The following is an 18403-nucleotide window of genomic DNA, read 5'->3' as shown; positions in this document are numbered from 1 at the left end:
TCCCGGGCACGGCCCCGTCCCCTCGCCCGGGGCCGGGAACGCCTTCCGCGCCTTCCCCGCGGCAGGGCGCCCGCGCGGGCGCGCCGGGCCGGGCGGCCCTCACCCCGACCGCACGGCCTCCAGGAACGGCTCGACGGCCGCCCGCCAGGCCGCCGGCTGGTCGAGGTGCACCAGGTGCCCCGCGTCGGCCACCTCCGCGTACGCCCCCAGCGGCAGCACCCGCACCATCTCCTGCGCCTCGGCCCGCCCCAGCTCCCCGTCCAGCCCCCGCACGACGAGCGCGGGACACCGCACCTGCGCCAGTTCCTCCCAGTGCGCGTCGTGCACCCAGCTCTCCCGGGCCCGCAGCATCTGCTCGGGCTCGAAGACGGGGCGCCAGCCGTCGGCGGACTCCTGCATGACCTCGGCGTAGAACGCGCCCCGGGAGGGGCAGGGGCGCTCCACCCGGGGATCGTCCTCCCCGAACCACCTGCGGACGTCGGCGAGGGTCGCGAAGGGCACGGGCCAGGAACGGAACCAGTCGGCCCACTCGCGCTGCGAGGCGGCGCCGAGCGGAGAGGCCCGCATGTCGCAGATGACCAGGCCGCGCACCAGGTCGGGGCGGAGCGCGGCGAGCTGCCAGGCGGTCAGGGCGCCCATGGCGTGGCCGATGACGACGGCGGGGGCCAGGCCGAGCTGTTCCAGGGCGGCCCCGGCGTCCTGGACGTAGGCCTCGCGGGTGTGGGCGGCCTGCGGCGGCTTGTCGCTCCGGCCGTGGCCGCGCTGGTCGAGCGCGACGACGCGGTGCCGCTCGCCCAGCCAGCGGGCGGTGGACGCCCAGTGCGAGGCCCGGCCCATCAGGCCGTGGAGCAGCAGCACGCCCGGCGCGCCGGGCTCCGCCTCCGCGGGCGGACCGGGGAACTCCCAGGCGGCCAGGCGCAGCCCGCCCGCCCCCGTCACGTCGATACGCCGTGCCATCGATCAGGCACCCCCCACCCAGCTCCGCCCGCCCCGTACCGGTGTACCGCCGAAGTCGCACTGCCGTCGCAGACTATCGAATGGCTATTCGAAGACGGAGTGCCCGTCGACAACACCCCTCATTCGAGTGACACCGCGCAAGGAATGATCGCCGCCCTCCAGGGGATCTTTCTGGCAAGAGGCGGACCGCTCGGGGAAAAACGGTCCGAGGGGGATGACCTTGAGAGCTCGGGGCTCCGGGTCAGCACGGGGGAGGACGGGCTCCGGCGCCACCAGGCGCCGGGGCCCGCTCGTGTCAGCGCTTGGCCACGAACACGTGCGAGGCCACGTCCGCCACCAGCTCCGCCGCCTCACCGCCGCTGCCGACCAGCACCCCGCCGGCCGACTCCGTCACGCTCACCACGGAGCCGGGCTGCACACCCGCGCGCCGCAGCGTGTACATCAGCTGCGCGTCCGTCTGGATCGGCTCCCCGATCCGGCGGACGACGACCGTCTTGCCGTCGGAGCCCGGGTCCAGGTCGGCCAGCGACACCATGCCCGCGTTGAGGAACGGATCCGCCCCGTCCTTCTCGCCCAGCTCCTCCAGGCCCGGGATCGGGTTGCCGTACGGCGACTCGGTCGGGTGCCGCAGCAGCTCCAGCACGCGCCGTTCCACCGCCTCGCTCATCACGTGCTCCCAGCGGCACGCCTCCGCGTGCACCTGCTCCCACTCCAGGCCGATCACGTCGACCAGCAGGCACTCCGCGAGACGGTGCTTGCGCATCACGCGCGTGGCCAGCCGGCGGCCCTCGTCGGTCAGCTCCAGATGACGGTCGCTGGCGACGGACACCAGCCCGTCGCGCTCCATCCGCGCCACCGTCTGGCTCACCGTCGGCCCGCTCTGGTCGAGCCGCTCCGCGATGCGGGCGCGCATGGGGACGACGCCTTCCTCTTCCAGTTCGAGGATGGTGCGGAGATACATCTCCGTGGTGTCGATCAGTCCGGACATACGTGCCCCTTGATTACCTCTGCCGGAAGCTCGCCGCTCGCCGGCGCGTGCGCTGGCCCTGCATTCAACCTGGCCCTGCATTCAATTCTGCCGGAAGCCACCGGCAACCGTGCCGCGCCGCGGAAACCGCCCGACGACGCCAACGTACGCCCCGCGGCACGTGCGCGCGCCCCCGTATTGACACCGTACTGGTCCGGACCGCACGGTGATCCGCGACACAGACGCTGCGAAGGGGCTCCGCATGAGCGACGGCACGGCTGCCGACCTGTTCTTCGACGCCGCCGTCGGGCTGCTGCAACGGGTCCGCGAGGAGGAGGCCGGGGCCATCACCGCGGCCGGCGCCCTGCTCGCCGACACCGTGGCCGCCGGCGGCCGGCTGTTCGCCTTCGGCGCCGGGCACTCCTCGCTGGCCGCCCAGGACGTCGTCTACCGGGCCGGCGGACTCGCCCTGATGAACCTGCTCGCCGTTCCCGGCGTCGTCGGCGTCGACATCACCCCGGCCACCCTGGGCTCCGCCCTGGAACGCGTCGGCGGCCTCGCGAGCGCCGTCCTGGCCACCTCACCGGTCCGCGCCGGCGACGCGCTCGTGATCATCTCCCTGTCCGGCCGCAACGCCCTGCCCGTGGAGATGGCCCTCAACGCGCGCGCCCTCGGCGTCAAGGTCGTCGGCGTCACCTCCGTCGCCTACGCCGCGGAGACCAGCTCCCAGCACGCCTCGGGCACCTTCCTGAAGGACCACTGCGACATCGTCCTGGACTCCAAGATCGCCGTCGGCGACGCGGAACTCGCGCTCGACACGGTCCCGGCGCCCTTCGCGCCCGCCTCCACGGTGGTCACCACGGCCCTCATGCAGGCCGTCCTCGCCACCACGGCCGCCACCCTGGCCGACCGCGGCATCGAACCCCCGCTGCTGCGCTCCGGCAACGTCGACGGCGGCCACGACTGGAACGCCCGCATCATGACGGAGTACGGCGACCGCATCTTCTACCGGCACTGAGCGCCCGCCGCCGGGCGCGGAAACCCCCGGGGAGACGGCGGCCCCCGGCCGCCGTACCGGGGCGGGCGGCCCCGGTCCAGCGGCCGCCGGCACCCGGCACCCGGCGGGAGTCCGCGGGTACGCCCCTCCGGCGGCTACTCCCCCGCCCCGTCGCGGGTCCGCGCCGCCTCCGCCAGGTCCAGGGCCGCCGCTATCCGGCCGGCCACGTCCTCCGCGTAGGCCACGTCCGACCGCTCGAAGCGGCTGCGGCCGGCCCCCCGCAGGAAGGTGACCACGCCCAGCGTGCGGCCCCGGCTGCGCAGCACCACGCACAGCGCGTGCACGGCGTCACCGGGCCACTGCCGGGCCAGCGCCCACTCCCGCGCCCGCTCGGCCGGAACCGACCCGGCGCCCGCGCGCACGGCACCGGCCCGCTCGATGCACTGCAGCGCCGGGTGGCCCGCCTCGTAGCGCGCCGGCAGGCCGGCCGCGCCCGTCAGGACGCTGGGCCCCGGCGCCCCGGCGGGCGTGGCGGCGAGCCGCACCAGCCGCACCGGTGCCGTGTCGTCGCCCTCCGCGCGCGGGGCGCCCGCGACGCGGTCGAGCAGGGCGTGGTCGGCGAAGCCGGCGAGGGCGAAGTCCAGGTGGACCGTGGCCGCCTCCGACGGGTCCTCGCACTCGGCGGCGGCGCGGGACGCCCGGTGCAGCTGGTGGGTGCGGAAGCGCAGCAGGGACGCCTCCTGCTCCCCCTGCCTGGCCTCCGTGACGTCGCGGAACAGCCAGCCCACCCCGAGCGGCACCGGCTCCTCGGCGAGCGGCGAGGACAGCCGCAGGAAGCCGCTGCGCCAGCAGCGCCGCTTCTCGCCCTCGGCCGTGCGCACGCTCACCCACATCTCGGCGGGCGCGGGCGGCGCGCCCTCGGCCAGCACGTGGGTCAGCGCACCCTCCAGCTCCTCCACGCCCTGCGCGAGCAGCTCCCCGAGCGGCCGGCCCAGCGCGGCGGTGCGCCGGATGCCCAGGGCGCGCGCCGCGTACGCGTTGACGACGGCGGGCCGCAGGTCGGCGTCCACCAGGACCACGCCCCAGGACGCGTCCTCGAACAGGGCCTCGCTCAGCGCGATCGACCGCTCCAGGTCGATCTGCGTGTGCACCTCGCTGAACGCGCAGTACAGCCCGGCCGGCTTCCCCTCGGGCCCGCGCACGGCGGCGGACTGGGTGCGCACGAGGACACGGCCGCCGCCCTTGGTGACCAGGGCGAACTCGTGCACCTGGCGTCCGGGGGCGTGCATCGCGGACATCAGCCGCCCCTGGATCTCCTCGGCGTCGGCGCTGCGCACGGCCCACCCGGCGAACCCGCGCCGCCCCACCGCCTCGGCCGCGGTCCAGCCGAGGATCCGCTCGGCCTCCCGGTTCCAGTGCGTGACGACCCCGTCCGCGTCGAAGGCGCACAGGGCCGCGTCCATCCCGTCCAGCAGCGCGGCCAGCAGGTCCGAGCCGCCGGACTCCTCGGGACCGGGCTCGTCCGGTCCCAGTTCGTCGGTGGTCCCACTCCACCGCGAAGCACTCACCTGAACTCCCTGAGACTGCGTACGCGCGTACGGCGCTCGATTCGCTCTCCGGCCTTCATTCAACTGGAACGTGACACAGCCCACGTCATGTTCCCGGAAGTTCACAGGGAATCCCGTCCCGCTTCTCCCCGGGGTGCCGCCGGGGAGGAGCCGCGGCGAAAAAACAGTTGAGCGGTCGCCCGTCGCTTCCTAAGGTGTGGAACACACGAGAAGGGAGGTGGTTCGGCAGATGTGTGAATACCGGACGCGTGAGGTGGCTGCGGGCTAGCGGCCCGTCACCACACCAGTGCGGTGCCGGACCAGCGCGCGACGGATGCGTGCAGCCGGCCCAATCCCAGGCAGTCACCCGACCCGCGAGTCGCCGGTACGTCCGGCCGGCTCCCCCGCCTCCGGCGGGGGACCACGACTCGCGGGTCGTCTGCGTCCGCGGGCCGTTCAGGGGCTGAGCCGCTCGACCTTCCAGGAGCCGTCCCGCCGGGCGGTGTAGCGCAGCCGGTCGTGGAGGCGGTTCTCGCGGCCCTGCCAGAACTCGACCGTCTCGGGCGCGATGCGGAAGCCGCCCCAGTGCGGCGGGGCCGGGACCCGCTCGTCCTCGGGGTAACGGGCGCCGAGTTCGGCGTAGGCGGTGTCGAGTTCGGCGCGGGAGGCGATCACCGAGGACTGGGCGCTGGCCCAGGCGCCGAGCTGGGAACCGTGCGGGCGGGTGCGGAAGTAGGCGGCGGTCTCGTCGCGGCCGGTGCGGCGGGCGGTGCCGGTGACGACGACCTGGCGGGCCAGCGGGTGCCAGGGGAAGAGCAGACCGACGGCGGGGTTCTGCGCCAGGTCCCGGGCCTTGCGGGAGTCGTAGTTGGTGTAGAAGACGAAGCCGTCGGTGTCGAACTGCTTCATGAGGACCGTGCGGGAGCTGGGGCGGCCGGCCGCGTCCGCCGTGGAGACGACCATCGCGTTGGGCTCGTAGAGCGTGCCGTGCACGGCCGCCCGCACGGCTTCCTCGAACCAGCGCGCGAACTGGTCCATGGGGTGCGTGGCGAGGTCCTGCTCGTACAGGCCCCGGGCCTGGTACTGCTTGCGCATGGCCGCGGGGTCGAAGACGGGGTCGGGGGCGGGTTCGCGGTCGGTCACCCGGTCATCTTGCCGTACGGACGCGGGGTGGCGCGTTCCCGCCGGGTTTCGGATCCCGAGTGGCACTGAGTGTCGCCCACCCTCCCCAAAGGTGGCACTCGGCGCTATGGTGCTGGTCCCCCCGCGGCGCGGGTGACCGCCGCCGACCCATCATGAGGAGCCGCCTGATGTCCGACTTCGTGCCCGGGCTCGAGGGAGTCGTCGCGTTCGAGACGGAGATCGCCGAACCGGACAAGGAGGGCGGTGCCCTGCGCTACCGGGGCGTCGACATCGAGGACCTGGTCGGCCACGTCTCGTTCGGGAACGTGTGGGGGCTGCTGGTGGACGGCGCCTTCAACCCCGGCCTCCCGCCCGCCGAGCCGTTCCCGATCCCGGTGCACTCCGGGGACATCCGCGTCGACGTGCAGTCCGCGCTCGCCATGCTCGCCCCGGTCTGGGGCCTGAAGCCGCTGCTGGACATCGACGCGGAGCAGGCCCGGGAGGACCTGGCGCGGGCCGCCGTCATGGCGCTGTCGTACGTCGCCCAGTCCGCGCGCGGGCAGGGGATGCCGATGGTGCCGCAGCGGGAGATCGACAAGGCGCGGTCGGTGGTCGAGCGGTTCATGATCCGCTGGCGGGGCGAGCCGGACCCCCGGCACGTCGCCGCCGTGGACGCCTACTGGACGTCGGCCGCCGAGCACGGCATGAACGCGTCCACCTTCACGGCGCGGGTCATCGCCTCGACGGGCGCGGACGTCGCCGCGGCGCTGTCCGGCGCGGTGGGCGCCATGTCCGGGCCGCTGCACGGGGGCGCGCCGTCACGGGTGCTCGGGATGATCGAGGAGATCGAGCGCACCGGGGACGCGGGGGCCTACGTCAAGCGGGCCCTGGACCGCGGTGAGCGGCTGATGGGGTTCGGGCACCGGGTGTACCGGGCGGAGGACCCCCGGGCGCGGGTGCTGCGGCGCACCGCCCGTGAGCTGGGCGCTCCGCGGTTCGAGATCGCGGAGGCGCTGGAGAAGGCCGCGCTGGAGGAGTTGCACAACCGGCGGCCGGACCGGGTGCTGGCCACGAACGTGGAGTTCTGGGCGGCCATCGTGCTGGACTTCGCCGAGGTGCCGGCCCACATGTTCACCTCGATGTTCACGTGCGCGCGCACCGCCGGGTGGTCGGCGCACATCCTGGAGCAGAAGCGGACGGGGCGGCTCGTGCGGCCGTCGGCGACGTACGTGGGCCCGGGGGCGCGCGGCCCGCGGGACATCGAGGGGTACGCGGACATCGCCGGCTGAGGGCGGGCGCGCCCGTGACGGTCCGCCGCGTCCTCAGCGCAGCGCCTCCTCCAGCAGGAGCGCCCACTGCGCCACGACGCGTTCGCGGCGGGCCGTGTCGTCGGTGAGGAGGTGGGCGAGGCCGAGGCCGCGGGCCATGTCGAGCAGGCCCTGGACGGTCTCGCGGACACCGGGGCGGGATTCGTCGGCGCCGAGCAGTTCGACGGCGATGCGGTGGGTCTCGCGGCCGACGCGGGCCTCCAGCTCGGTCACCCGGGCGCGCAGCTGGTCCTCGTCACGGGCGGCGACCCACAGGTGCAGGGCGGCGCGGAAGAGGGGGCCGGTGTAGAGGTCGACCAGGGCGGCGACGACGGCCGTGCGGTCGGCGGCGCCGCCGGGGAACAGGTCCCGCAGCGCGCTGGAGCGTTCTTCGGCGACGTACTCGACGGCTGCCGTGAACAGGTCCTCGCGGGTCGGGAAGTGGTGCTGGGCGGCGCCCCGGGAGACGCCGGCGCGTTCGGCGACGACGGCGACCGTGGAGCCCGCCCAGCCGCGTTCGGCGAGGCAGGCCACGGCTGCCTCCAGGAGCCGCTGCCGGGTGGCCCGGCTGCGGTCCTGCTTGGGCACGCGCTCGCGCTCCGCCGTGTTCATCACACCACCCATGCCGCGTCCCGTCCCTCCAGGAAGGCCGTCATCCCCTCCCGGGCGTGGGCGGAGGCGAACAGCCGGGCCGAGAGCGCGGTCAGGTCCGCCGCGTCCCGGTCGAACGTCTCCAGCACCCTAGCCGTGAGCAGTCGTTTCGTCGCGGCCAGGGCCTGCGGGCAGGAGCGGCGCAGGCCGTCCAGGACGGGGACGAGGGCTTCGTCCACGTCGGGTGCCGCCAGGGTGAGCAGGCCCGCGGCGACGGCCTCCGCGGGGCCGAAGCGCTCGCCGGTGAGGCAGTAACGGGCCAGGGCGCGCGGGTCGGCGCGGGGGACCAGCGGGAGGGAGATGACGGCCGGGGCGACGCCGATGCGGACCTCGGGGAAGGCGAACGTGGCCGCGGTGGACGCCGCGGCCACGTCACAGGCGGCCAGGAGGCCGAGGCCGCCGGCGCGGACGTGTCCGGTGACGCGGGCCACCACGGGTTTGGGCAGTTCGGCGATCTGCCGCAACAGGCCCACCAGTTCCCCGGGCGGGGGCGGGTCGCGCAGGTCGGCGCCGGCGCAGAAGGTGCCGCCGGTGTGGGTGAGGACGACGGCCCGGACCTCCGGGTCCCCCGCGCAGTCGGCCAGGGCGTCGGCGAGGCCGCGGACGAGGGCGGCCGAGAGCGCGTTGCGGGTGCCGGCGGAGTCCAGGCTGAGGGTTTCGACGGCGCGGGTGCGCGTGCGGGTGAGGAGGGGGGTCACGTGCGCTCCCTGAGCTGCCGGCGCAGGATCTTGCCGGAGGTGGCGCGGGGCACGTCCGGGACGAAGGTGACCTGCCGGATCCGTTTGTGGGGTGCGACGCGTTCGGCGACGTAGCGCATGAGCGCGTTCGCGTCGGGGCCGGCGGCGGGCAGGGGGACGACGAAGGCGTGCGGGACCTCGTTGCCGTCGGCGTCGCGGGTGCCGACGACGGCGGCGTCGGCGATGCCGGGGTGGGTGAGCAGCAGGGCCTCCAGTTCGGCGGGGGCCACCTGGAAGCCCTTGTACTTGATGAGTTCCTTGACCCGGTCGACGACGAACAGCCAGCCGTCGGCGTCGACGCGGCCGACGTCCCCGGTGTGCAGCCAGCCGTCGGCGTCGATCACGGCGGCGGTGGCGTCGGGCCGCCCGAGGTAGCCCTTCATCACCTGCGGGCCGCGGATCAGGATCTCGCCCGGTTCCCCGGTGCCCAGGTCCCTGGCGGGGTCGTCCAGGGAGACGATGCGCATCTCGGTGCCGGCGATGAGCCTGCCGACGGTGCCGGCGGGTGCCTCGCGCAGGGCGTCGACGGGGACGACGTGGGTGCCGGGGGACAGTTCCGTCATGCCGTAGGCCTGGCCGACCGGGGGCAGGCCCAGGCGTTCGGCGCAGGCGGCGGCGAGGCGGGCGTCCAGCGGGGCGGCGGCGCTGATGACGTACTTCAGGCAGGACAGGTCGTAGCGGGCGAGGGCGGGGTGCTTGACGAGGGCGAGGACGATGGGCGGGGCGACGTAGAGGTGGGTGATGCGGTGGTCCTCGATGGCGGTGAGGAAGGTGTCCAGGTCGAAGCGGGGCAGGACGACGACGGTGGCGCCCTTGCGCAGGGGGGCGTTCATCAGGGCGGTCAGGCCGTAGATGTGGAAGAACGGCAGGACGGCGAGGATGCGGTCGCCGGGGCCGGCCGGGACGGCGGGGTCCAGCTGGGCGAGATTGGTGGCGATCTGCCGGTGGGTGAGCATCACGCCCTTGGGCAGGCCCGTGGTGCCGGAGGAGTAGGGCAGCGCGGCGACGTCCTCGGCCGGGTCGATGCGGATGTGCGGCTCGGGTGCGGTCGAGGCGAGCATGTCGGTCAGCGAGCGGTGCCCGGGTGCGCCGTCGCACACGAGAATCTCCCGTACGCCGCCCGCGAGTTCGGCGGCGCGCTCGGCGCGGTCGAGCAGGGGGGAGACGGTGACGATCCAGCGGGTGCCGCTGTCGGAGAGCTGCTTGGCGAACTCCTCGGGGGTGGCCAGGGGGTGGGCCGTGGTGACGGTGGCGCCGGCGCGGGTGGCGGCGTAGAAGGCGGTGGGGAAGGCGATGGTATTGGGGCTGTGCAGGGCGAGGACGTCGCCCTGGCGGACGCCGGTCTGGGCGAATGCGGCGGCCAGCCGCCGGTGGAACCGGTCCAGTTGCCCGTAGGTGAGGGTGGTGCCGTCCGTGCCGTCGATGAGCGCCGGCCGGTCGCCGAAGGCGGCGGCGTGGCCGAGGACGGCCTCGTGGATGGGGAGTTCGACGGCCGGGACGTCTGCGTACTCGCTGCGGAACACGGTTCCTCCTCGCGCGGCGGTGCGCGTGCGGGCCTAGTACGACTTGGGCAGGCCCAGGGTCTGGTGGGAGACGTAGTTGAGGATCATCTCGCGGCTCACCGGGGCGATGCGGGCCACGCGCGCGGCCGTCACCAGTGAGGCGAGCCCGAACTCGCGGGTGAGGCCGTTGCCGCCGAGGGTGTGCACGGACTGGTCGACCGCCCGCACGCAGGCCTCCGCGGCGGCGTACTTGGCCATGTTGGCGGCCTCGCCCGCGCCGGCGTCGTCGCCGCGGTCGTACAGGCGGGCCGCCTTCTGCATCATCAGGCGGGCCAGTTCCAGCTCGATGTGGGCCTGCGCCAGGGGGTGCGCGATGGCCTGGTGGGCGCCGATGGGCGTCTTCCAGACGGTGCGGTCGCGGGCGTACGCGACGGCCCTGGACAGGGCGTAGCGGCCCATTCCGATGGCGAAGGCGGCCGTCATGACGCGTTCCGGGTTGAGGCCGGCGAAGAGTTGCAGCAGGCCCGCGTCCTCGTCGCCGACCAGCGCGTCCGCGGGCAGCCGTACGTCGTCCAGGACGAGTTCGAACTGCTTCTCCGCCGCGTGCAGTTCCATGTCGACGGGGTTGCGGGAGAAGCCCTCGGCGTCGCGCGGGACGATGAACAGGCAGGGCTTGAGGGTGCCGGTGCGGCGGTCCGCGGTGCGGCCGACGACGAGGGTGGCGTCCGCCCGGTCCACGCCGGAGACGAACACCTTGCGGCCGGTCAGGAGCCAGTCGGCGCCGTCCCTGCGGGCCGTGGTGGTGATGCGGTGGGAGTTGGAACCGGCGTCGGGTTCGGTGATGCCGAAGGCCATCGTGCGGGTGCCGTCGGCGATGCCGGGCAGCCAGGTCCGCTTCTGTTCCGGCGTGCCGAAGCGGGAGATGACCGTGCCGCAGATGGCCGGGGAGACGACGAGCATGAGGAGGGGGGAGCCGGCGGCGCCCAGTTCCTCCAGCACGATGGACAGTTCGGTGATGCCGCCGCCCCCGCCGCCGTGCTCCTCGGGCAGGTTGACGCCCAGGTAGCCGAGCGCGCCGGCCTCGGACCACAGTTCGGTGGGGTGGCGGCCCTCGGCGATGGTGCGGGTGAGGTAGTCGCGGCCGTAGCGCTCGCCGAGGGCGGCCACCGCGGACCGCAGGGCCCGGTGCTCCTCGGGTTCGACGGACGTGGTCATGCGGTCCCTCCGGGTGCGGCCTGGCCGTCGCTGTTCGGGCGGTCCCCCGCGGCCCCGGGCGGGCCGGCGTCGACCACCGCCAGGAGCGCGCCCACCTCCACCTGCCGTCCCACGGCGGCCCGCAGGGTGGTCAGCGTTCCGGTGACGGGTGCGGTGATCCGGTGCTGCATCTTCATGGCCTCCAGCCAGATCAGGTCCTGTCCGGCCCGTACGGCCGCCCCTTCGGCCAGGCCGTCAGCGACGCGCACGACGGTGCCGGGCATGGGGGCCAGCAGGGAGCCGGGGGCGGACTGGGCCGCCGGGTCGGGGAAGCGGGGCAGGGCGGTGAGGGCGGTGGAGTTGACGTAGACCCGCTCGCCGTGGCGCTCGACCTCGAACCGGCGCCGTACGCCGTCGATCTCCAGGACGACCAGGCGCGCGTCGGCGTGCACGACCCGCACCCCGTCGGCGGCGAGGCCCCGGCGGGTGTGCCGGTAGTGGACCTCGTACTCCTGTCCCGCTCCGGCGTACCGCTTCACCTGGGGCTGCGAGGGCACGTTGCGCCAGCCACCGAAGCGGGAGCGGCCGTGGGCGTCGGCGAGGGCGGCGGCCAGGGGGGCGTGGGGGTCGGGGGCGGGCTCGGTGAGGGCGGCGAGGTGGCGGTCGTAGAAGCCGGTGTCCATGCGGCCGTCCGCGAACTCCTCGTGCCGCAGGGAGCGGACCAGCAGGTCGCGGTTGGTGACCGGGCCGTGGACGGTGGCGGCGTCGAGGGCGCCGGCGAGCCTGCGGACCGCCTCCGCGCGGGTGGGCGCGTGGGCGACGACCTTGGCGAGCAGGGGGTCGTAGTGGACGCCGATCCGGTCGCCGCCGGTGTAGCCGGTGTCGAGGCGGACGCCGTCCGGTACGGCGAGGCGGTGCAGGGTGCCGGTCTGCGGGGCCCAGCCGCGGGCGGGGTCCTCGGCGTACAGGCGGGCCTCCACCGCGTGGCCGCGCGGGCGGGGCGGTTCGGCCGGGAGCCGGTGGCCCTCGGCGACGCGGATCTGCTCGGCGACCAGGTCGAGGCCGAACACGGCCTCGGTGACCGGGTGTTCCACCTGGAGGCGGGTGTTCATCTCCAGGAAGTGCGCCCGGCCGTCGGCGACCAGGAACTCGACGGTGCCGGCGCCCACGTAGGACACGGCCCGGGCGGCGCGCACGGCCGTCCGGTGCAGCTCGTCGGTGAGCCGGGGCGGCAGCCCCGGGGCCGGGGCCTCCTCGATCACCTTCTGGTGGCGGCGCTGCAGGGAGCAGTCGCGGGTGCCGAGCGTCCAGACGGTGCCGTGGGTGTCGGCGAGGACCTGCACCTCGACGTGGCGGCCCCGCTCCAGGTAGGGCTCCACGAACACCTCGCCGTCACCGAAGGCGCTCGCGGCCTCGGCGCGCGCGCCCTCCAGGGCGGCCGGCAGGTCGGCCAGGCGGCGCACGATCCGCATGCCGCGCCCGCCGCCGCCCGCCGCCGCCTTCACCAGCACCGGCAGGTCGGCGTCGGTGACGTCCTGCGCCCCGAGGGGGGCGATGCCCATCAGTTCCTTGGCGCGGGTCTTGGAGGCCATCGCCTCGATCGCCCCGGGCGGCGGGCCGATCCAGACCAGGCCGGCGTCGAGCACGGCGCGGGCGAAGCCGGGGCTCTCGGACAGGAAGCCGTAACCGGGGTGCACGGCGTCCGCGCCGGCGGCCAGGGCCGCCTTCACCATCAGGTCGCCGCGCAGGTACGTCTCCGCGGGCGTCGCCCCCGGCAGCCGTACCGCCGCGCCGGCCACGCGCGTGTGGAGCGCGTCCTGGTCCACGTCCGAGTGCACCGCGACCGTCCGGATGCCCAGCTCACGGCAGGTGCGGAAGATCCGGCAGGCGATCTCGCCCCGGTTGGCGGCCAGTACGGAGGTGATCACCGGGGTCCGTGGAGCCGTTGGGACCACGGGGGTCGTCGGGGCCACGGGGGTCGTCGGGGTCACGGGGGTCGTCGGGGTCACTGGGGTTCCCTCACATCCGGAAGACGCCGAAGCCGCCGCGCGCGCCCTGGTAGGGGGCGGTGTGGATCGCGGACAGGCACAGGCCGAGCACGGTGCGGGTGTCGCGCGGGTCGATGACGCCGTCGTCGTACAGCCGCCCGGACAGGAACATCGGCAGCGACTCGGACTCGATCCGCTGCTCCACCATCGCCCGCAGGGCGGCGTCCGCGTCCTCGTCGTACGGCTGTCCCTTGGCCGCCGCCGACTGCCGGGCGACGATCGACAGCACGCCCGCGAGCTGCTGCGGGCCCATGACGGCCGACTTGGCGCTGGGCCAGGCGAACAGGAAGCGCGGGTCGTAGGCGCGCCCGCACATGCCGTAGTGCCCGGCGCCGTAGGAGGCCCCGATGAGCACCGACAGGTGCGGGACCCGGCTGTTGCTCACCGCGTTGATCATCATCGCGCCGTGCTTGATGATCCCGCCCTGCTCGTACTCCCGGCCGACCATGTAGCCGGTGGTGTTGTGCAGGAAGAGCAGGGGGATGTCGCGCTGGTTGGCCAGCTGGACGAACTGGGCGGCCTTCTGGGACTCGGGGCTGGACAGCACGCCCCGGGCGTTGGCGAGGATGCCGACCGGGTAGCCGTGCAGGCGCGCCCAGCCGGTCACGAGGCTCGTCCCGTACAGCGGCTTGAACTCGTCGAAGTCGGAGCCGTCGACGATCCGGGCGATGACCTCGCGCGGGTCGAAGGGCGTCCTCAGGTCGCCGGGGACGATGCCGAGCAGTTCCTCCGCGTCGTACCTGGGCGGCTCGGCCGGGCCCGGGTCCGGGTACGCCTTGCGGTGGTTGAGGCGGGCGACCACGCGGCGGGCCTGGCGCAGGGCGTCCCGCTCGTCCACAACGAAGTGGTCGGCGAGGCCCGACACGCGCGCGTGCATCTCCGCGCCGCCCAGGGACTCGTCGTCGCTCTCCTCGCCGGTGGCCATCCTCACCAGCGGCGGCCCGCCGAGGAACACCTTCGCGCGTTCCTTGACCATGATGACGTGGTCGGACATGCCGGGGACGTAGGCGCCGCCGGCCGTGGAGTTGCCGAAGACGACGGCGACGGTGGGGACGCCGGCGGCCGACAGGCGGGTCAGGTCGCGGAAGACGGCCCCGCCCGGGATGAAGATCTCCTTCTGGGAGGGCAGGTCGGCACCGCCCGACTCCACCAGGCTGACGCAGGGCAGCCGGTTGGCGAGCGCGATGTCGTTGGCGCGCAGGGCCTTCCTCAGGCTCCACGGGTTGCTGGCGCCGCCGCGCACGGTCGGGTCGTTGGCGGTGATCAGGCACTCCACGCCCTCGACCACGCCGATGCCGGTGACCAGGGAGGCGCCGACCGGGTACTCGCTGCCCCAGGCCGCCAGCGGGGACAGCTCCAGGAAGGGGGTGTCCGGGTCCAGGAGCAGTTCGATGCGCTCGCGGGCGAGCAGCTTGCCGCGCCCGCGGTGCCGGGCGACGTACTTCTCGCCGCCGCCCGCGAGCGCCTTGGCGTGCTCGGCCTCCAGGCCGGCGAGCTTGGCGAGCAGGGCGTCGCGGTTGGCCCGGTGGTCGGGGCCGTGGGTGTCCAGGGCGGTGTCGAGAACCGTCACAGCAGGGCCTCCGGGATGTCCAGGTGGCGGGAGCGCAGCCATTCGCCGAGCGCTTTGGCCTGCGGGTCGAAGCGGTGCCGGGCGGCGACGCCCGCGCCGAGGATCCCCGTCACGACGAAGTTGAGGGCGCGCAGGTTCGGCAGCGCGTGCCGGGTGACGGGCAGGCCGCGGCTTTCGGGGATCAGCTCCCGGAACCGGTCGGCGGTCAGCTCGTGCGCGAGCCAGCGCCAGGCCTCCTCCGACCGCGCCCACACCCCGACGTTGGCGTCGCCGCCCTTGTCCCCGCTGCGGGCCCCGGCGACCAGGCCGAGGGGGGCGCGGCGGGTGGGGCCGGGCGGGAGGGGGGCGGGCAGGGGTGGTTCGGGGAGCGGTACCTGGAGGGGCGGTGTCCCGGTGGGACCGTCGGTCACGGGGGCGTCGTAGGCCGGTGCCACAGGGATACGGCGCCCGTCGTGGAGGACCGCCACGTGGTCGACGGCACTCTGGGGGACGGACACGTCCTCGAAGACTCCGTAGGGCTCGCCCTTACCGGGTGGGGCCAGCACGTGGAATCCGGGGTAGCTGGCCAGGGCCAGCTCGATCGCGGCCCCGCTCAGCGCCCGCCCGACGACCCGCTGGTCCGCGTCCCGCACGACGAGCCGCAGCAGGGCGCTGGCCGTCTCCTCGCTGTCGGCGTCGGCACGGTCGGTGCGGACCAGCTCCCAGCGGACCTCGTCCGGCGGTGACGCGGCGAGGACGCCGGCCAGCTGTTCCCGGACGAGGGCCGCCTTGGCCTCGACGCCGAGACCGGTGAGGACGAAGACGATCTCGTTGCGGAAGCCGCCCAGCCGGTTGAGACCGACCTTGAGGGCGGGCGGCGGCGCCTCCCCGCGCACCCCCTCGACACGCACCCGGTCCGGCCCGTCCCGGCTCAGCCGCACGGTGTCCAGCCGGGCGGTGACGTCGGGCCCGGGGTAGCGGGCGCCGGCGGTCTCGTACAGCAGCTGGGCGGTGACCGTGCCGACGTCGACGAAGCCGCCGGTGCCGGGATGCTTGGTGATCACGCTGCTGCCGTCGGCGTGGACCTCGGCGAGCGGGAAGCCGGGACGGCGTACGTCCCCCTCCTCGAAGAAGGCGTAGTTCCCGCCGGTCGCCTGCGTCCCGCACTCCAGGACGTGCCCGGCGACGACGGCGCCCGCGAGCCGGTCGTGGTCCCCGGGCCGCCAGCCGAAGTGGGCGGCGGCGGGCCCGGTGACGAGGGCCGCGTCGGTCACCCGGCCGGTGATCACGACGTCGGCGCCGGCCCGCAGGCACGCGGCGATGCCGAAGCCGCCGAGGTAGGCGTGGGCGGCCAGGGCGCCCGGGTGGGAGGCGGTCAGGTCGTCGCCCTCGACGTGCGCGACCCGCACCGGGACGCCGAGCCGGCCGGCCAGCTCCCGCACGGCGCCGGCGAGTCCGGCCGGGTTGAGGCCGCCCGCGTTGCTGACGATCCGCACCCCGCGCTCGTGCGCGAGGCCGAGGCAGTCCTCCAGCTGGCGCAGGAAGGTGCGGGCGTATCCGGCGGCCGGGTCCCCCAGCCGGTCGCGGCCGAGGATGAGCATGGTGAGTTCGGCGAGGTAGTCACCGGTGAGGACGTCGACCTCCCCGCCGGTCAGCATCTCCCGCAGGGCGGCGGAGCGGTCCCCGTAGAAGCCGGAGAAGTTGCCGATGCGCAGGCTTCCCGGCCGGGGCCCGGCACTCACCGGCCGGTGTCCTTCGGGGGACGGCCGGTGCCGGGTGGGCCCGCGAAGGCCTGGGCGATGTCCAGCCAGCGGTTGGCGTCCGGGCCCTCGGCCCGGACGCCGAGGTCGGCACGGTGCGCGCGCTGGGTGACGAGCAGGCAGAAGTCCAGGGCCGGACCGGTGACCCGCTGCCGGGCGTCCTCGGGACCGAACGCCCACAGTTCGCCCGAGGGCGCCCGGACCTCGATGCGGAACTCCTCCTCGGGCACGGGCAGTCCCCGCGCCCCGAACGCGAAGTCCCGGGCTCGCACCCCGATGCGGACCACATGACAGAGCCGGTCGGTGGGTGCGCGCACCACACCCAGGGCGTCTGCCACGTCCTGCCCATGGGCCCAGGTCTCCATGAGCCGCCCGGTGGCCATGGAGGCAGCCGACATGGGCGGTCCGAACCAGGGGAACCGGCTGCCGCCCGGTGCCGCCCGCAACGCCGTGTCCAGCGCGGCCCGCTCCTGCCGCCACCGCGCCAGCAGTTCGGCGGGCGGGAGGCGGGCGCCCTCCTCGGCCGCCTCGTCGACGAAGGAGCCGGGCGCGGCGAGCGCCTTCTCCACGACCCCGCGGAAGCCGTCCTCGTCCGTGAGGGCGAGCAGGGCGGCGTGGTCCGTCCAGTGCAGGTGGGCGATCTGGTGGGCGATGTCCCACCGGGGCGCGGGCGTCGCCCGGCCCCACTCCTCTTCACTCAACTCGGCCACCAGGAAATCGAGTTGGGCGCTTTCCTCACACAGGTCGTCGTGGACGCGCATCGGGTCGGACATGGGGGGAGCATGGCAGCGCCCCGAGAAACAATCAAGCGTGCTTGCATGAATTTGGCGCTGGGCACGACGGGGTCGACGGGCCGGGGCCGACGCGGACGGGGCGGGCGGGGCGGGCGGGGCGGGCGGGACGGATGGGACGGCCTCCGGGCCGGAGGCCGTCCGCGGGTGACCGGACGGCCCCGGAACCGCCCCGTCAGGCCTCCGGAACCGGCTCCGGCGCCTTCCCCCGGGCCACCCGCGTGCGTACCGCACCGATGCTCGCGACGATGACCAGGGCGATCGCGGCGACCTCGGTGGCGGAGAGCGCCTGGCCGAGGACCAGGAAGCCGGCCGTTGCCGCGAGGGCCGGTTCCAGGCTCATGAGGACGGCGAAGGTGGAGGCGGGCAGGCGGCGCAGGGCCAGGAGTTCGAGGGTGTAGGGCAGGACCGAGGAGAGCATGGCGACGGCCGAGCCGAGACCGAGGGTGACGGGGTTCAGGAGGCGGGTGCCGGCCTCGGCGGTGCCCATCGGCAGGGCCAGCAGGGCCGCCACCGTCATGGCGAGGGCCAGCCCGTCCGCCTGCGGGAAGCGGCGGCCGGTACGGGCGCTGAAGATGATGTAAGCCGCCCACATGGCGCCGGCCCCCAGGCCGTAGACCACGCCTATGGGGTCCAGGGTGCCGAAGTTTCCGCCGCCGAGCAGGAAGACACCCGCGAGGGCCAGCCCGGCCCAGAGGGCGTTGGCGATCCGGCGGGAGGCCAGGACGGACAGGGCCAGCGGGCCGAGGACCTCCAGGGTGACGGCGGGACCCAGGGGGATGCGGGCGATCGCCTCGTAGAACAGGCTGTTCATCGCGCCCATGGCGATCCCGAACGCGATCACCGTGCCCCAGTCGGAGCGCGAGTGGCCGCGCAGCCGGGGCCGGCAGACCAGCAGCAGGACCACGGCCGACGCGAGGAGCCGCAGCGTGACGATGCCGAGTGCGCCCGCCCTCGGCATGAGGGTCACCGCGAGCGCCCCGCCGAACTGCACCGAGACGCCCCCGGCCAGCACCAGCCCGACGGGACCGAGGGAGCCGGGGGAGCCGAACCGACCCGGGCCGCCGCCGGAGCCGGGCGCGTGTCGCGTCGAGGGTGCGGCGGCGCTGGAGGAGGTCACGGGCGGTCCTGGGCTGTCTCGGAACGGATCATGTTCATCTGGATGTACTACTGAGTCCAGGGTAATGGACCTCGACAGGAGTGTGCACCTGGTACGTGCCTGTCCTGGATGCTGAGACGCGCCGTGTTCGGATGCCGGGCGGCCGACGGCGCCC

15 protein-coding genes are annotated in these 18403 nt (G+C 74.8%); 2 read left to right on the top strand and 13 right to left on the bottom strand.

Features of this window, described 5'->3' with window-relative positions; translation table 11 throughout:
• Positions 1 to 99 precede the first annotated feature (99 nt).
• On the bottom strand, positions 100 to 957 hold the full coding sequence (locus QQY24_RS17935; RefSeq protein ID WP_301973705.1) for an alpha/beta fold hydrolase: 858 nt from the start codon (positions 955 to 957) through the stop codon (positions 100 to 102).
• 295 nt (positions 958 to 1252) lie between these two features.
• Entirely contained in the window at positions 1253 to 1945 is a 693-nt protein-coding gene (locus QQY24_RS17930; RefSeq protein WP_301973704.1) for a metal-dependent transcriptional regulator, read from the bottom strand.
• 241 nt (positions 1946 to 2186) lie between these two features.
• On the opposite strand from QQY24_RS17930, the gene QQY24_RS17925 reads away from it, so the two are divergent.
• Entirely contained in the window at positions 2187 to 2942 is a 756-nt protein-coding gene (locus QQY24_RS17925; RefSeq protein ID WP_301973703.1) for an SIS domain-containing protein, read from the top strand.
• A gap of 134 nt (positions 2943 to 3076) precedes the next feature.
• Here the strand turns inward: QQY24_RS17925 and QQY24_RS17920 are convergent, their stop codons facing one another.
• Positions 3077 to 4489, bottom strand: coding sequence for a PAS domain-containing protein (locus QQY24_RS17920; RefSeq protein WP_301973701.1), 1413 nt, complete (start codon positions 4487 to 4489; stop codon positions 3077 to 3079).
• Between the two features lie 435 nt (positions 4490 to 4924).
• Complete coding sequence (gene pdxH, locus QQY24_RS17915) at positions 4925 to 5611, bottom strand: pyridoxamine 5'-phosphate oxidase (protein WP_301973700.1); 687 nt, start codon at positions 5609 to 5611, stop codon at positions 4925 to 4927.
• A gap of 167 nt (positions 5612 to 5778) precedes the next feature.
• Between pdxH and QQY24_RS17910 the strand changes: the two genes are divergently transcribed.
• Positions 5779 to 6879, top strand: a complete 1101-nt coding sequence (locus tag QQY24_RS17910) for a citrate synthase 2 (RefSeq protein ID WP_301973699.1) — start codon at positions 5779 to 5781, stop codon at positions 6877 to 6879.
• A gap of 33 nt (positions 6880 to 6912) precedes the next feature.
• On the opposite strand, the gene QQY24_RS17905 is transcribed toward QQY24_RS17910, so the two are convergent.
• From QQY24_RS17905 to QQY24_RS17865, 9 genes are all read right to left on the bottom strand, one after another.
• Positions 6913 to 7521 (bottom strand): TetR/AcrR family transcriptional regulator, encoded by a 609-nt coding sequence (locus QQY24_RS17905; protein WP_301973698.1) that lies wholly within the window; start codon positions 7519 to 7521, stop codon positions 6913 to 6915.
• Complete coding sequence (locus QQY24_RS17900; protein ID WP_301973697.1) at positions 7509 to 8246, bottom strand: enoyl-CoA hydratase family protein; 738 nt, start codon at positions 8244 to 8246, stop codon at positions 7509 to 7511. Before QQY24_RS17900 ends, QQY24_RS17905 begins: the two co-directional genes overlap by 13 nt.
• Positions 8243 to 9808 carry a 4-coumarate--CoA ligase family protein gene (locus QQY24_RS17895; protein ID WP_301973696.1) on the bottom strand — a complete coding sequence of 522 codons (1566 nt, stop codon included), beginning with the start codon at positions 9806 to 9808 and terminating at the stop codon, positions 8243 to 8245. Before QQY24_RS17895 ends, QQY24_RS17900 begins: the two co-directional genes overlap by 4 nt.
• 33 nt (positions 9809 to 9841) lie before the next feature.
• On the bottom strand, positions 9842 to 11002 hold the full coding sequence (locus QQY24_RS17890) for an acyl-CoA dehydrogenase family protein (protein WP_301973695.1): 1161 nt from the start codon (positions 11000 to 11002) through the stop codon (positions 9842 to 9844).
• Positions 10999 to 12909: a biotin carboxylase N-terminal domain-containing protein gene (locus QQY24_RS17885; protein ID WP_301973694.1), complete on the bottom strand. Its 1911-nt coding sequence runs from the start codon at positions 12907 to 12909 to the stop codon at positions 10999 to 11001. The genes QQY24_RS17890 and QQY24_RS17885 overlap by 4 nt, the downstream gene beginning before the upstream one ends.
• Positions 12910 to 13000: 91 nt before the next feature.
• Positions 13001 to 14599 carry an acyl-CoA carboxylase subunit beta gene (locus QQY24_RS17880; protein ID WP_301973693.1) on the bottom strand — a complete coding sequence of 533 codons (1599 nt, stop codon included), beginning with the start codon at positions 14597 to 14599 and terminating at the stop codon, positions 13001 to 13003.
• Positions 14596 to 16320 carry an acyclic terpene utilization AtuA family protein gene (locus QQY24_RS17875; protein WP_301973692.1) on the bottom strand — a complete coding sequence of 575 codons (1725 nt, stop codon included), beginning with the start codon at positions 16318 to 16320 and terminating at the stop codon, positions 14596 to 14598. Before QQY24_RS17875 ends, QQY24_RS17880 begins: the two co-directional genes overlap by 4 nt.
• On the bottom strand, positions 16317 to 17111 hold the full coding sequence (locus tag QQY24_RS17870; RefSeq protein WP_301973691.1) for a TIGR03084 family metal-binding protein: 795 nt from the start codon (positions 17109 to 17111) through the stop codon (positions 16317 to 16319). Before QQY24_RS17870 ends, QQY24_RS17875 begins: the two co-directional genes overlap by 4 nt.
• A 193-nt stretch (positions 17112 to 17304) precedes the next feature.
• Complete coding sequence (locus tag QQY24_RS17865) at positions 17305 to 18249, bottom strand: DMT family transporter (protein ID WP_301973690.1); 945 nt, start codon at positions 18247 to 18249, stop codon at positions 17305 to 17307.
• Between the last annotated feature and the right edge of the window lie 154 nt (positions 18250 to 18403).

Source organism: Streptomyces sp. TG1A-8 (genome assembly GCF_030499535.1).
GTDB lineage: Bacteria > Actinomycetota > Actinomycetes > Streptomycetales > Streptomycetaceae > Streptomyces.
The sequence above is the reverse complement of the archived record's forward strand: the minus strand, read 5'-3'. Positions and strand labels throughout refer to the sequence as shown.